A 14465-nucleotide genomic window follows, 5' to 3' on the forward strand; every position below is an offset into this window, starting at 1 on the left:
AGCGCGTTCATGACCGCGCATGGCTTTGGCTACAAGATGAGTGCCGAGAAAGCCTACAGCACCGACAGCAACATGCTGGGCGCCACGCATGAGGCCAAAGACCTGGAGTTTTTAAATTCAGGCATTCGGATCGTCAACCCCATCATGGGCGTGCCGTTTTGGCGCGAAGACTGTGTGGTGAAAGCCGAAGAAGTGAGCGTGCGCTTTGAAGAAGGCCGCCCGGTGGCGCTGAATGGCACAGAGTACCCAGACCTGGTCAGCCTGATGCTGGAAGCCAACCGCATCGGCGGCCGCCACGGCCTGGGCATGAGCGACCAGATTGAAAACCGCATCATCGAGGCCAAGAGCCGCGGCATTTATGAAGCACCCGGGCTTGCTCTGTTGTTTATAGCTTATGAGCGTTTGGTCACAGGCATTCACAACGAAGACACCATCGAACAATACCGTGACAACGGCCGCAAGCTGGGCCGCCTGCTGTACCAAGGCCGCTGGTTTGACAGCCAGGCCATCATGCTGCGCGAAACCGCCCAACGCTGGGTGGCCAGCGCCATCACCGGCAGCGTCACGTTAGAACTGCGCCGTGGCAACGACTACAGCCTGCTCAACACCGAAAGCCCCAACCTGACCTACGCCGCCGAACGCCTGAGCATGGAAAAGGTTGAAGACGCGCCGTTTTCCCCCGCCGACCGCATTGGCCAGCTGACCATGCGCAACCTGGACATTGTCGACACCCGCGCCAAGCTCGGCATGTACGCCAAAAGCGGCCTGCTGTCGCTGGGCAAAGATGGCGACTTTTTGAAGCTGGGCGAAGGCAAATAGGTCGTCCGTCACCTGCGCACATGACGCACCCGCCGCACCACCTGCACGACTCAGGCTACAAATTTTTGTTCTCACACGCTGACCTGGTGCGTGAGCTGCTTGAAGTTTTTGCCCCGCCGGGGCTGACCGAACTGCTGGACTACAGCACCCTGCGCCCGCAGCCGGGCAGCTTCATCACCCCGGCCATGAAAAAGCGTGAGGACGACATCGTCTGGTCTATTGAACTCCAAGGCCAGCGCATCTACCTGTATCTGCTGCTTGAATTTCAGTCTTCCATTGACCACGGCATGCCGGTGCGCATGATGCAATACGTGGCCGCTTTGTACGACCACCTGGTGCGCAGCAAAGTGGTCAACCTGGCCGATGGCCTGCCCCCAGTGCTGCCCATCGTGCTCTACAACGGCAACGCCCGCTGGACTGGAAGCCCTGAAGTTTTTGAGCTGATACAGCCCCACCCCCAAGTGCTGACCGAATTCCAACCCCGCCTGAAATTCTGGCTGCTTGATGAAGGCCGATTCAGCGCTGACTACCTTGACGGCTTGCAGCGCGTCATGGCTGCCATCTTTCGCATGGAGCACAGCCAAGACACCGACGAAGTCATCGCTGCCATACGCTACCTGGGCCGTGCGGTGGCAAAATCACCTTTCAAACAAACCATAGACCGGGCGGTGATGCAGTGGATGCACTACCGCCTGAACGCCAAAATGCCTGGCTTGGTGATGCCCGGCATGGATGATCTACTCAAAGGAAGTGACATGATTGAAGAAAACGTAGACAAATGGCGTGCCAAGGCAATGGCAGAAGGCGCCTTGCTTGGCAGGCTTGAAGGGAAGCTTGAAGGCAAGCATGAAGCCAACGTCACGATGCTTGAAAAATTTTTAATGAAACGCTTTGGCCCACTCAGCCTCAGTACCCATGCTCGCTTGCGGGCAGCATCTGAAGAGCAACTGCAAACCTGGGCTGACCGCATTCTTGACGCCCACAGCCTGGCAGAAGTTTTCAGCGACCATTGACGGCGGCGGAACACCCAGCACGCGCCCCGATCAACGCCTTCATCAGCCTCTGCGCAATCACATGGCCCAGCGCAGCGGCCTTGGCCACCCACATCAGCCCTAAGTTTTCATCCGCAGCTACACCTTTGCCGTTGAGGTGGCAGTGCCCCAGCCATTGCATGGCGTCGGGGTGGTTTTGCTGGGCTGCCAGCCCGAACCAATAGACGGCCGCCGGGTATTTTTCTGACATCAAAAAAAGTTGCCCCAAGTCATCTTGTGCTTCGGCGTGGCCAGCATCAGCCAGCACGACCATTTGTTTGTCTTCTGGCGCAAGGCGCACACAGATGTGCGGTGCCACCTCAGACCATAAAAGCATGGCACGACCCCGTGCATCATCAGCCAACCGCGTGAATTCGCCTTTGGCAATGCGCCGACGCCAAGTGCTCTTGCTTGTTTCAGTGATGGCACAAACCGTGTCAAGGCTCAGGCGTGTGGGCTGGGTGTCAGTCATGACTGAAGGATAGCATTGCGCAGTGCTGCAAGGTGCCAGCGGCACTAGAAACCGAGTGTCAAATCACTTGTGGCACCTGAAACAGCGTGTCAACCAAAACACATTCAGGCTGTGACCACGGGAAATACCCCCCAAACAGGTGGAAAATCCTTGGGTGGTGGCTTTTTTAAGGCTGGCACGGAAACTGCTACTAATTTAACGGTTTCGTTGTTTTTATTCTTAACTTTTTGGAGCTCACTATGAAGCGTTCTATGCAAAAGGGTTTTACCCTGATCGAGTTGATGATCGTCGTGGCGATCATTGGTATTTTGGCCGCGGTGGCTTTGCCGGCTTATCAGGATTACACGGTGCGTGCAAAGGTTACCGAAGTTATTCTGGCTGCATCTGGTGGGAAAGTTGCTGTTGCTGAGTTTTACCAAGTAAATGGGGCGTTTCCAGCATCTACCTCATTGACAATAAACACTCAATCTACTACCAACGTAGCTAGTGTTACACAAGCTTCTGGTGTAATCACAGCTACTGCCTCTACTACAGGTATTTCTCAATTGACATCTTCTACCAATACGATAACGTTAACCCCAACTGATGCTGGCGGTGGTGTTTTGAATTGGGCTTGCTCGGGAACCATTTTAGAAAAATATCGGCCATCAAGCTGCAAGTAATATTCTAAATTCATACAATCCGACTATTGTCGGCTAAAAGAAAAAGCCTCTTTTATAAGAGGCTTTTTCTTTTATAAAATTCAATGTATACATATAAATATGAATAATAGATATATACGAGATTCAAAAAAAGCAACAAATATTTTTTTCTTGGCTTTAATATTTATTTCTATTAGTGCTTCTGTTGGCTTGACAAGTTGGCCTGGGCAGTTTTTGTATTCCTTTGCAGTTAATCCATCTCCAAAGGCATTTATTAATGCTTTTGGAGGCTATGCATTCCTGATTACCGTGATATTTTGGGGATCAATGCCAAGTATATTTGCGCAACGCGTAATCATGCTGACTTGGCCAATTTCGACTTATTTCTTATGGAAAACACTACATAATGACATAGACATAGGGTGGTTTAGTGATGCTGAATTTGGGGTTGTTACTTTTTTGGCCGTAAGTATGGCTACACCATCTTTAATTTATTTATTATGGAGAGTTTTTAACAATAAAATTAACTCAGCTTCACTCATTGAATCTAATCTTAGATGGTTATTACTTCTCATGGTAGTTTTTGCACTTGTGCCAAAATCTGCACTTGATTTAACAGTATCACTTCACCCATATACCTACGATATTTATGCCTTGAAATTTGATGCATCCGCTGGATTAAATATAATCCCAATTATAAATCATTTGGTAGAAACCATTCCTGGACTACGGGAACTACTGTGGCTTGCATATGGTACCACGCCGCTTGCTTTTCTTGCACTCTGTTTGAAACAACTTAAAGAACAAGAAAATTATCTCCCGAATGCATTATTGTTATGGGTTGTAATAACATTATGCGCAATAATTTCATATCATTTTTTCCCAATTACTGGGCCAAAATATATTTTTGGCCCAAGTGAATATATTTCTAAATTACGGGAACCTAACTTACTTCTTTTGGAGCTAACGACAGGTGTTGGCCCTAACCCACGTAACGGAATGCCATCGATGCACTTTGGCTGGATGTTTACTGCTACAGTTATATGGTTGCAGTCTAAGACTACTTTTTTTTCTAAAATTGTAATGATAGCAATGACTTTATGCGTGTCATTGGCTACCTTGTATCTAGGTGAACATTACGTCATAGATTTGATTGTTGCTGTGCCGTTCTCTCTTGCCGCAGTTGCATTAACAACCACTGGGGTAGCATTTTCAACATCTGAACGCTGGCGAACCGTGGCATTGGGATTTGGGTGCTGGCTAATCTGGGTGTTACTGTTACGCAACCAAATCACTTTTTTTATTGATTACCCATGGACCTGTTGGCTATTAATCGCGGGTACATTGTTAATTGTGGTGATGCAAACCAGTGCGATGTCCCGTTTCGATGTGTTGACAACAGACCTCATTGAACCGCACCACACACTGACAAAACAGCCGCAAGTCTTTGAATCACCCAGCTTGACTCAAAGAATGGGTCTGATGTTTTTTGCATCCGGCGCTGCTGCACTCATCTACCAAGTCCTTTTTGCCAAAGAGTTGGCGTTGGTATTTGGCAGTACCGCCACCGCCACTTTTACAGTCCTCGCAACCTTTTTGGGCGGTATGGCGATTGGTTCGCTACTTGGAGGGGTACTCGCAGCGCGTGTGACCCGCCCGATCGCTGCCTATGCCATGGTTGAACTGGCTATCGCGGGATTCTGCGTTTTGACCCCAACCCTGTTTGCAGCGTTACAAGGAGCTTATGTTTTTCTTGCCGCAGATGTACCACCGGCATCGCCGACTCTGGTGATGCTGCGAGTGGCCTTGGGTGCCAGCGTGTTGCTGGTACCGACGGTACTGATGGGTATCACATTGCCCTTGCTGGCACAGGCACTCAACCCGAGTGGCCACCATTTGGGTGGATCGGTCGCGTGGCTGTATGCATGCAATACAGCGGGCGCCGCCTTAGGTGCCATTTTGACCAGCTATCTGGTGATCCCATTGGTTGGTGCGCACTCCACAACGCTCATTGCAGCCATGATGAATCTGCTGGTGGCGTTGGGTGCACTGGAACTGGCCAAGCGCTCTGCGGTGATGCTTGAGTTGCCGACCGGCGTAACAGCCTTTGGCAACCATGAGATCAACCAGTCCACCCAGCTTGGTGGCCGCTGGGTGCTTGCTGGTGCCTGGCTGGCACTGGGCGTGGGCGGGGTTTTGTCACTGGGTCTGGAGGTGGTTTATGTGCATCTGTTGTCCATCGTGGCGGGCAACAGTGTTTATGCGTTTGGTTTGATGTTGGCGACTTTTTTGGTCGGGCTGGCATTAGGTGGTGAGGCAGGGCGCAGACTGCTGGCTTGCGCCAAGGCTGACCGCGCTGCCTGGCTGGCGCTGTCGCAATTGGGCTTGGCAGCAGCAGTGGCACTGGGGGCGTGGGGGTGGGACATGATTCCGGCTTACTTCGCCAGTTTTGCTGGCTATCCACTGGTGACCTCGTTTCAGTCGCGCGAAGCGGTGCGTGCCATCGTTTGTGCACTGGTCATGATTCCGCCCACGGTCTGCATCGGGCTGAGTTACACCCTGGCCATGGATTTGGCTACCACGGCTACCCGTCGGCGCGGTATCACCATGCTTGGGTGGAGTGCCGCGATCAACACCTTTGGCAATATCGTAGGGGTATTGTTGTTTGGTTTTGTGTTGTTGCCCTGGTTGGGTGGGCTGATCACGGCAAAAATCATTGCCGTGAGCGCGATGTGTATCGCAGCGGTGGTAGCAACATCAATTGCTTCAAGCCAGACACAACGCTGGGTTGGCATGAGTGCGGTTGTTGTCGCCTTGCTGGTCTGGCTGAGCCCGACACGCTTGGATTATGAGATGCTCAGCAGCGGTGCCAATGTGTACTTTGCGCCCCAAAACTGGGGCAAGGTGATTGACCACGCAGAAAGCATTGACGGTGGTTTGACCACAGTAACTCGCAGCGGAGATGGCGAGCAAAAGATAACAACGCTGCTGACCAATGGCAAGTTTCAGGGTAACGATGCCAGCAAGGGCGAGGTTCAGGCACAGATTGGGTTTGCCGCGCTGCCGCTGCTGCACCAAGATCACCGCGATAACGCCTTGGTCATTGGCTACGGTACGGGTGCCACCAGTAGAGTGTTTCACGACGCAGGTTTCGGACATATTGATATTGCTGAGCTAAGCCGGGATGTTGTCACACTCTCTGACACTTATTTTCCTGACATCAACAGGCGGGTGTCTGGCTTGCCGGGTGTCCAGACACATATTACGGATGGACGAAACTTTTTGCTCCTGACACGTAGAAACTACGATGTGATCAGCATTGAAATTACTTCCATTTGGTTTGCAGGGGCGGCATCACTTTACAACCGTGAGTTTTATCAGTTAGCACGATCCAAGTTACGGCATGATGGGGTGTTGCAGCAGTGGGTTCAATTGCACCATATGGCTCCAACTGACTTATTGACGATTATTGGCACATTGCGTAGCGAGTTTACTTACGTCTCGTTGTATGTTGTTGGGGGACAGGGTATATTGATTGCTACAAATGATGCGGCAAAAAATAAACCTTCATCACACACCATCACAGCGCTAGACACCTTAGTAAGGCTGCAGCCAGTGCGTGAACTGGCCGGGCGCACATTTGCCAATATTGCTGACGACTTGTTACTGACACCTGCGCAAGTGGACGTGTTTTTGAACCGGGTGGGTATCGACCAATCGCTGTGGATTTCGACTGACAATAATTTGAGACTGGAATATAGTAGGCCCAAGGCAAACGCCTCACCACCCGATAGATCATTTCAGATTAACATGAAATTATTAACATCAATAACAGATACTCCAGAATTGATTGGTAGTAAGTTAAAATAAGTAAAAACAATAAATTAGACATATATCCACAATCGGGACAGGTGAAACAGCTTTACGACCTGGCAAAACCATGAACTTAATTTGGAAAGACCGCTTCAAGGCCAGCGGTATACATTTAGGCCTTAGTATCGCCATTGCACTTTTTTCTGCAGCATTGGTGTTTGGACTTTGGTATCCCTACCCCTACCGCGAAATATCGGGTGGCCGTGAGTTGTTTCTGATTGTGGTCTCAGTGGATGTCATTCTTGGCCCTTTGATCACCTTGGCTGTTTTTAACCGCTCTAAGCCATTGCAGATATTGCGGCGCGATTTGGCTGTTGTCGTCCTGATCCAGCTAGGTGCACTGAGCTACGGAGTGTGGACAGTGGCGGTGGCGCGGCCAGTACATCTGGTGTTTGAGTATGACCGTTTTAGTGTCGTCCACGCGATTGATATTGCGCCCGAGTTGCTGGCCAAAGTACCTACCGGGATCGATGCCACGCCACTGCTTGGTCCGAGTTTGTTATCACTGCGGCCGTTCCGTGATTCTGGGGAGCAGGCAGATGCCACCCTGTTGGCGCTGAACGGCTTGTCGCTCAGTGCCCGTCCAGATTTATGGCAACCTTATGCGTCCGCCAAATCACAGGTGTTGCAGGCAGCCAAACCAGTAGCCAACTTGAAAACCCGTTTTGTCGGGCAGGCCGCGGCTATTGATGCAGCAGTAGCAAGTACCGGACGCCAAGCAGAGACGCTACGCTATGTGCCCTTGGTCGGGCGAAAGTCATTTTGGACAGTGTTTCTTGACCCGATAACTGCCGAGGTTGTAGCGTTCATGCCTTTGGATTCTTTCTGATAACTGGCCTTTTTTACACTTGGCATTTCCGGCAAATGACACCTTCAAAGGTGTCCCATCGGGCAGACATCAGGCGCAGCCAGACCGTCAATGCCGCGTTCTGCCGGCTGGCTGATGCAACCGTACTTTGCCTGACAGTCCTCCAAATTCCACGCCCGTTGCAAGTTGTCGTGAGGTAATCGGGGCAGATTCCAATTCCCCCCCTGAACTCAAAGCTGCGCCGCCAAAGAAGCATAAAAGCACGCGATTTCAGTATCCAAAGTCACTTGAATCCAGTGGCTTGGGGCTGTTGGTTTTATATATCATTTAGGCCACTATAGCTTACAGAATAAGCGTAAGCAGCTATTAATTTTATTTATCTGAAGTAGCATCACTTGCCACCCTGCAAGGTGGCGAAGGACAAGCTGCCAGACAACCAAACAACCAGCCCTCATCCCAGCCTTCCCCCAGCGGGGGAAGGAGCGATTCCCAAGCCAGCCTGACCCATGCGGCGCCGACATCAAGTGCATGGTATTTTGTACATCCATGTATTTACAATAAGCTTTGTTTTGCAGTACTTTGCATATTCTTCACTTCAAGGAGGGCGTATGGCAACTACAAAAATTTTTAAAAACGGCAACTCTCAGGCGGTGCGAATCCCGGCAGAGCTGGCTTACAGCACGTGGGACATCGACTTGGTGATTGAGCGCGACGGCGATGAATTGCGCATTCGCCCGGCGCATCGGCGTATGGGGGATGTTTTGGGTAAGCTCGCCCGGTTCTCACCCAACTTCATGGTCGAAGGTCGCGGCAGCAACATGGAAGGTGAGCGCGAAGCCCTATGAAACCCAAGTACATGCTTGACACCAACATCTGCATCTACTTGATGAAACATCAGCCGGTTGAGGTTAAAGAGCGGTTCGATCAATGTTTTGTTGGCGAAGTGGTGATTTCTGCCATTACCTTGGCCGAGCTTGAATACGCGGTGACTTGTTCTGGGGACAGGGCCGTATCCAACCGGGCGCAGTTGATCAGTTTTTTAGAAGATGTCCCGGTTGTGGCCTTTGAAGCCGCTGCAGCCAAAGCCTACGGTTCTGCCCGCTATGCCAATCAGGCGCGTAGCCGTGACGCATTGGACAAATTGATTGCCGCTCACGCCCTCTCACTGGGTGTGACGCTGGTGACCAACAACGAGGCCGATTTTGCTGCCTACCCTGGACTTGCAGTTGAGAATTGGGTTAACCGACACTGACACCTGGCTCTTTGGACAGCTTCAGCACCAGTTCCAGCCGGTTGGCAGCGCCATGAAAAGCCAGCACAGATGACACGTATTCTTTGACCGTGTGGTCTGACAGCCCCAGTTGCCTTGCCATCAATTTATTGGCGGTGCCGCGCAGCAGCAAGGCCTGCACTTGCTGCAAACGCGGCGACAAAGCACGGGAATCTGGAGCCGCGGTGTCATGCATCTGTGCAGCCAAAGCGGGGGGCACATAAAACTCGCCCGACAAAATGCGGGCAAAGCCATCCAGCACCAACGCTGGGTCGGCTGTTTTGGGAATAAAACCGCGCACCCCTGCCGCCAGCGCTTTGCGAATGAGCCGATGCTCTGGGTCAGCAGAGATCAGCACCGTGTGGTCTATCCACGTGGATTCGCACAAGCACTTGAACAGCTCGTGCTGTGGGTCGTCGGGCAAGTTGATGTCCAAAAAAATCCAATCCGGACGGGGTAATTTTTGCAGTGCCAAACGCGCTTGCTCAGCCGAATAGGCGCTTTGCACCTGCGCCCCAGCCTGCGTGGCGGCCAGCAAGGCAGCCAAACCTTGGCACGTGAGCGGGTGGTCATCCACAATCAAAATATTCATGGGTTTCTTTCTTCATGTCGGCGCTCAAGCAACGCCCCCAGGGTGTAAGCCAGCAAACTTGCATCCACGGGTTTTGACAGCAGCATGTAGCCCGCGTCTTCTGCGGCTTGTTGTACCGTGGGCACCATTTCACCCGAGAGCAACAGCCCGATGGCTGAGGGGAATGTTTGCTGCAAAAAGTCTAGCAGCTCAATGCCGTTCATGGCGCCTGGCAGCCGAAAATCGCACAGCACACATTCAGGCTGCCAGCCCGCTTCACAGACTTGCAGCACCGACGCATCGCCACACATGGCGGCGCGCACATCCAACTGCCACTCTTTCAACAGCGCCTGCATGGCCAGCTGAACCAGGGGGTCGTCATCAATCAGCAACACGCGCCGCCCTCGCAACCAGACCCCCGCCTGTACCAGGTTTTGGGCGTCAGTTGCCGTGGGGGGCGATGCCAGTTGTGGTTTGGCTTGCGCTAGCACCACAGCGCCGGGCAAGGTCAGCCGGAAGCGGGTGCCGCGTCCCGGCACCGAGGTCACCGTGACCTTGAAACCCAGTAAATCACAGGCATGGCGAACAATGGCCAGCCCCAACCCCAGCCCTTGGCTGCGGTCACGCTCCTTGTTGCCCATTTGCACATAGGGGTCAAAAATGCGCGTTTGATCTGCCTGCGCAATGCCTACCCCAGTGTCCCAAACTTCAAGCCACAGCCCTTGACTTGTCAATTCACCCATGGGGTGAGCCGGGCGCAGTGCCAGCAACACGCCACCATGCGGTGTGTAACGCACGGCATTGCTGAGCAAATTGGCCAAAATACGCTTGAAAAGCACCAAGTCGGTACAAAGCTGCACGTGCGTGAGCCATCGGCTCTGAAAACGGCGCAAGTGCAACCCCTTGGCCTGGGCTTCAGGCCTGATACGCGCCAGCACATCTTGCATGGCTGCGTGCAGATCAAATTCCGTCAAGGTAAGTTTTTCAATCCCACTCTCCAGACGTGACAGCTCCATCAGGGCGTTGAACAGGCTGTTGATCGATTGACCCGCTTGCGTGATGTGTTGCATCAGCGGGTGATCTGCCGCCGCTGGCAGTTGCTGCCGGTAGGCCTCTATCAGCAGCAGCAAGGCGTGCACCGGCTGACGCAAGTCATGGCTGGCTGCAGCCAAAAATTCTGATTTGTCGCGGTTGGCTTTTTCTGCGCGTGCCGCCTGCTCGGCATTGCTGATGGCCAGCGCTTTGTTTTCCAGCTGCAGGCGAATCGACTGGCGCAATGAGCGGTGGGTGTTTCCCAGCGACGAGATCAAGGCCACCACGTAAAGCATCAGCATCAGCACCAAAGGCAAGGCATCTTCACCAAAAATGGCCGGAATGTGCCAAACGAAAACCACCACCGTGGTGATGGCGCTGATGACCACACCCCTGAAGTCGTTGGCTGAATTGCCCGCCGCAGCATGCCCCACCACGCCAGTGAACACGGTCATCAAAACGGCGTTTTCAACTGTCGCGCCTGGCACCATCAACCACACCATGCTGCCCCACCCCACGGCGCTGATGAATTGCAAAGTGCGCCGGTAACGCTGCCAGCGCATGACCCCAGCCACATGGGGCGGAGGCAAACTCACATCATGGAGAAAGTGCTGGTAAAGCACCATGTAACTCACCCCTAACAACATCAAACACGCCAACCAAACGGTCAAAATCACCAGATTGGTCTGCTTGTACACCGCCAAAGCCACCAAAGCGGACAGCGCCAACTGGCTCCTACCGGTGGTCAACAAGTTGCGATGCCCAATTAAAAACAGGGCGTGATCGACCTCGGGTTCAAACTCAGGAAACCATTGACTTGGTGGCTTAACGCGCAGCTTCATGACACACCCGCTTGTCTGGAAGACTGCAGCACCATGCCCAGCGTGGCCGCCAAAACCGCAGGCGCCACGGGCTTGAACAGCACCAGGTAGCCCGCCTCTTCGGCACGCGCTTGTACGGTTTGCACCAACTCACCCGTTTGCAAAATGCCCACAGACTGCGGAAAGCAGTCTTGCAAATAGTCCAGCATTTCAATGCCGTCCATGGAACCTGGCAGGCGAAAGTCGCACAGCACGCATTCGGGCTGCCAATCTATGCCACACACTTGCACGGCACTGGCATCGCCCGTCAAAGCGCAACGCAGGTCTATGCCCCAGCTGCCCAGCAGCGCTTGCATGGCTTGCTGAATCATGGGGTCGTCATCCACCAGCAAAACACGCCGTCCAGTCAATGGCGTCACCATCAGAGCCTGGGTGAGTTGTTGAGCCGCATCCAGGCTGGGTGCCAGAGTGTGAACTTGCATGACACACAACGCAGCTGGCACGTGCAGCCTGAAACAACTGCCACGCCCTAAGCGCGAGCGCAGGGTCAACCCCAAACCTAGCAATTGGCTGGCATGGCGCACGATGGCCAGCCCCAAACCCAGGCCTTTGGTGCGGTCACGCTCGCGGTTGGCCACTTGCACATAGGGGTCAAAAATGCGGGTTTGGTCTTGCTGGGCAATGCCTAACCCGGTGTCCCACACCTCAAGCCAAAAGCCATCGCCCCCAGGCGCCGGGCGCAAGCTCAGCAGCACGCCACCGTGCGCCGAGTAGCGCACTGCGTTTGACACCAAATTGCCCAAGATGCGCTCCAACAACAGCTTGTCGGTGCACAACGTCAAGGGCATGGCACGTGGTGACACATGGCTGCGCAACGCCAGCCCCTTGCGCTCGGCCTCTGGCCGCGAGCGCGCCAAGATGCGGCTGATGGAATCAGTCAACTCAAATTCAGCCAGCACCGGTTGCTCCATGCCGCTCTCTAAGCGTGACAACTCCATGAGGGCGTTGAACAAGGTGCCAATCGACTGCCCTGCGGTGGCAATGTTGAGGATCAGGGGGTGCTGAGCAGCCTGTGGCTCTTGCTGGCAATAGGCTTCAATCAACAGCAGCAGGGCGTGCACGGGCTGGCGCAAGTCATGGCTAGCCGCCGCCAAAAATTCAGACTTATCACGGTTGGCCTGCTCGGCACGGGTGGCAATTTCGGCATTTTTTTGCGCCAGTCGTTCGTTGGCCAAGCGCAGTTGAATGGATTCGATCAAGGTCATGTGCGCATTGCGCGCGACCCAGGCCATGACGGACAAATACAGCAAACACATGCCAGCCACAGCCTCGGCATGGTCGCCAAAAGCTGCTGGAATTTGCGACAAAAGCAACACACTGGCCAGCGTCACACTGACCACAAAGCCACGCAAATCGTGCGCATTGCTGACTGCTGAGTAGGCCAGTGCTCCAGCAAACGAGGTCATGACCATCAGGTTGTTCACCTGTTCTCCAGGAACAAACAGAAAGCCAATGCTGCCCCACCCCAAGCCCGGCAAGGTCACCATCCACAAATGAGCGGTTTTCCAGCGCTGCAGCAAAGCGTGGGGGAAAGGTTGGGCATGGGGGAGTGCCTTGAACATCCATAACCCCATGAAAAAAATCATTGTCAAACCAAGCATCCAGCTCAGCCAGCCCAGCACCAGCGCATGCGGCGCCGCCATCCAGGCACCAGCCGCCACCAGCAAAGACAAGCACGTATGCCCCACTGCGTGCGCCCGCAGGTTGCGGTAGCCAAGCAAAAACAGCTCTTGCTCAACAGCGGGTGGGTAGGAGGGAAACCAAGGAATGTTCACAAAAGGATGGGGAATTTGGCGTGAGTATCCAGCAAACCTATCGGCTGGTCTTCCCCCTCCACGGGGGGGGTACACAAAACAGTTCCACAAAATTAAACTGAACTTGCCTCAGAAGTTTTTCACAGGTAAGTCATCAACTGGTTCTGTTCATCCCCTCGTATCAAAGGAGTTTCCATGCGTACTCATCTCGCTTTTACATTCTCAGCGCTATCAGCTGCCACCTTGCTGGTGGCCTGCGGTGGCGGTGATTCCGTTGCGACAACCCCCACAACACCTGCACCTGTCACCACAACAACTGTCTCTGGTTCGGCTGTCAAGGGTCCAGTGGACGGTGCAACCGTCACCATTAAAAAGGCCAGTGATGGCACCGTCGTCGCCACGACTAAAACGGGTGTGGGTGGTGCTTACACCGTCAGCGTGCCTTTTCAAGGCGACGTGATTGTGGAGGTCACGGGCGGCACCTACACCGATGAAGCAACGAATGTCACTACGCCGTTATCAGCCCCCATGAAATCGGTGCTGAATGTGAGTGGAACGGCTGTGACGGGGGTGGTAACCCCCTTGACCACGATGGCCTTCACCACGTCATTTCCAACAGGCACAGGCGTGACATCTGCAGCGTTCAAAACGGCTGCCAACAATTTGGCAACCCAGTTTCAACTCACTGGCGTTGATCTAACAACCACCACACCCGTTGTGACCGGGACAACCAATGCCTATGGCAATGCTTTGAAGGCAGTTTCACAGTACCTTAAAGACAACAACACAACCCTCGGTGCCATCACCAATCAAACCTTGACCCAGGCAGAGTGGACAAATTTCTCGGGTAAATACTCGGCGGCCTATCAAACAGCCAATGGCCAAACCGTGACCTACAGCATCGATGGCAACACCATTACATCCTCTGTCACTGGCGCTGGCGTGGGTGGCAGCACTGTGACCACCACCACCACAGGTAACAACACAACCGTGACTGGAACAGGTGTAGGTGGCGGCACCGGCACTTGCGGTGTGAATGCAACAGGCAACATTTCACAAACAATCCAAGGCCAAACCATCAACGCGCCAGTGAACTTGAACGTCTGTGTCACAGGCATTGCAACCGGCTCATGCACCGCAAGCAATGCCCAGTTGAATCAAACCTTGGCTGGCCAGCAAGGCTTGGCTGGCGCAGTCAATTTGACTTACACCTACTCTGCCGCTTGCGCCGCAGGCGCAATCAACGTTGCATTGCTGTGATATTTGACTGATCAACCTCTCCAAGGTGTTTCAAAGCCATTCCTTTCACGAGG

Annotated in this window: 12 protein-coding genes; 8 read left to right on the forward strand and 4 right to left on the reverse strand. The window is 53.4% G+C overall.

Annotated features, from left to right (window positions below; genetic code table 11):
- Together argG and PHT20_RS02970 are read left to right on the forward strand one after the other, a co-directional pair.
- The coding region (gene argG, locus PHT20_RS02965; protein ID WP_301019361.1) for an argininosuccinate synthase at positions 1–819 on the forward strand (819 nt) is incomplete at its 5' end.
- 20 nt (positions 820–839) lie between these two features.
- Positions 840–1832, forward strand: a complete 993-nt coding sequence (locus PHT20_RS02970) for an Rpn family recombination-promoting nuclease/putative transposase (RefSeq protein WP_301019362.1) — start codon at positions 840–842, stop codon at positions 1830–1832.
- Here PHT20_RS02970 and PHT20_RS02975 read toward each other — a convergent pair.
- Positions 1819–2322, reverse strand: a complete 504-nt coding sequence (locus tag PHT20_RS02975) for a tetratricopeptide repeat protein (protein WP_301019363.1) — start codon at positions 2320–2322, stop codon at positions 1819–1821. The genes PHT20_RS02970 and PHT20_RS02975 overlap by 14 nt on opposite strands.
- 239 nt (positions 2323–2561) lie before the next feature.
- On the opposite strand from PHT20_RS02975, the gene PHT20_RS02980 reads away from it, so the two are divergent.
- From PHT20_RS02980 to PHT20_RS03000, 5 genes are all read left to right on the forward strand, one after another.
- Positions 2562–2984, forward strand: a complete 423-nt coding sequence (locus PHT20_RS02980; RefSeq protein WP_301019364.1) for a pilin — start codon at positions 2562–2564, stop codon at positions 2982–2984.
- Between the two features lie 99 nt (positions 2985–3083).
- A complete protein-coding gene (locus tag PHT20_RS02985; RefSeq protein WP_301019365.1) occupies positions 3084–6833 on the forward strand; it encodes a fused MFS/spermidine synthase in 3750 nt (1249 codons plus the stop codon).
- A gap of 70 nt (positions 6834–6903) precedes the next feature.
- On the forward strand, positions 6904–7665 hold the full coding sequence (gene tfpZ, locus PHT20_RS02990) for a TfpX/TfpZ family type IV pilin accessory protein (RefSeq protein ID WP_301019366.1): 762 nt from the start codon (positions 6904–6906) through the stop codon (positions 7663–7665).
- A gap of 587 nt (positions 7666–8252) precedes the next feature.
- Positions 8253–8489 carry a type II toxin-antitoxin system VapB family antitoxin gene (gene vapB / locus PHT20_RS02995; RefSeq protein WP_301019367.1) on the forward strand — a complete coding sequence of 79 codons (237 nt, stop codon included), beginning with the start codon at positions 8253–8255 and terminating at the stop codon, positions 8487–8489.
- Between the two features lie 11 nt (positions 8490–8500).
- Positions 8501–8896: a type II toxin-antitoxin system VapC family toxin gene (locus PHT20_RS03000; RefSeq protein ID WP_301019368.1), complete on the forward strand. Its 396-nt coding sequence runs from the start codon at positions 8501–8503 to the stop codon at positions 8894–8896.
- On the opposite strand, the gene PHT20_RS03005 is transcribed toward PHT20_RS03000, so the two are convergent.
- From PHT20_RS03005 to PHT20_RS03015, 3 genes are read right to left on the reverse strand one after another with little or no spacing between them, the layout of a single operon-like run.
- Positions 8883–9506: a response regulator transcription factor gene (locus PHT20_RS03005; protein ID WP_301019369.1), complete on the reverse strand. Its 624-nt coding sequence runs from the start codon at positions 9504–9506 to the stop codon at positions 8883–8885. The two genes, PHT20_RS03000 and PHT20_RS03005, sit on opposite strands and share 14 nt — an antisense overlap.
- A complete protein-coding gene (locus PHT20_RS03010) occupies positions 9503–11359 on the reverse strand; it encodes a hybrid sensor histidine kinase/response regulator (RefSeq protein WP_301019370.1) in 1857 nt (618 codons plus the stop codon). Before PHT20_RS03010 ends, PHT20_RS03005 begins: the two co-directional genes overlap by 4 nt.
- Positions 11356–13173 (reverse strand): hybrid sensor histidine kinase/response regulator, encoded by a 1818-nt coding sequence (locus PHT20_RS03015; protein ID WP_301019371.1) that lies wholly within the window; start codon positions 13171–13173, stop codon positions 11356–11358. The genes PHT20_RS03010 and PHT20_RS03015 overlap by 4 nt, the downstream gene beginning before the upstream one ends.
- 174 nt (positions 13174–13347) lie before the next feature.
- On the opposite strand from PHT20_RS03015, the gene PHT20_RS03020 reads away from it, so the two are divergent.
- Complete coding sequence (locus PHT20_RS03020; protein ID WP_301019372.1) at positions 13348–14412, forward strand: hypothetical protein; 1065 nt, start codon at positions 13348–13350, stop codon at positions 14410–14412.
- The last annotated feature ends 53 nt before the right edge of the window (positions 14413–14465 follow it).

Source organism: Rhodoferax sp. (assembly GCF_028715765.1).
Classification (GTDB): Bacteria; Pseudomonadota; Gammaproteobacteria; order Burkholderiales; family Burkholderiaceae_C; genus Rhodoferax.

Coding starts and splice junctions, on each gene's coding strand:
- PHT20_RS02970 (WP_301019362.1), top strand. CDS start 840: ATGACGCACCCGCCGCACCACCTGCACGACTCAGGCTACAAATTTTTG.
- PHT20_RS02975 (WP_301019363.1), bottom strand. CDS start 2,322: ATGACTGACACCCAGCCCACACGCCTGAGCCTTGACACGGTTTGTGCC.
- PHT20_RS02980 (WP_301019364.1), top strand. CDS start 2,562: ATGAAGCGTTCTATGCAAAAGGGTTTTACCCTGATCGAGTTGATGATC.
- PHT20_RS02985 (WP_301019365.1), top strand. CDS start 3,084: ATGAATAATAGATATATACGAGATTCAAAAAAAGCAACAAATATTTTT.
- tfpZ (WP_301019366.1), top strand. CDS start 6,904: ATGAACTTAATTTGGAAAGACCGCTTCAAGGCCAGCGGTATACATTTA.
- vapB (WP_301019367.1), top strand. CDS start 8,253: ATGGCAACTACAAAAATTTTTAAAAACGGCAACTCTCAGGCGGTGCGA.
- PHT20_RS03000 (WP_301019368.1), top strand. CDS start 8,501: ATGCTTGACACCAACATCTGCATCTACTTGATGAAACATCAGCCGGTT.
- PHT20_RS03005 (WP_301019369.1), bottom strand. CDS start 9,506: ATGAATATTTTGATTGTGGATGACCACCCGCTCACGTGCCAAGGTTTG.
- PHT20_RS03010 (WP_301019370.1), bottom strand. CDS start 11,359: ATGAAGCTGCGCGTTAAGCCACCAAGTCAATGGTTTCCTGAGTTTGAA.
- PHT20_RS03020 (WP_301019372.1), top strand. CDS start 13,348: ATGCGTACTCATCTCGCTTTTACATTCTCAGCGCTATCAGCTGCCACC.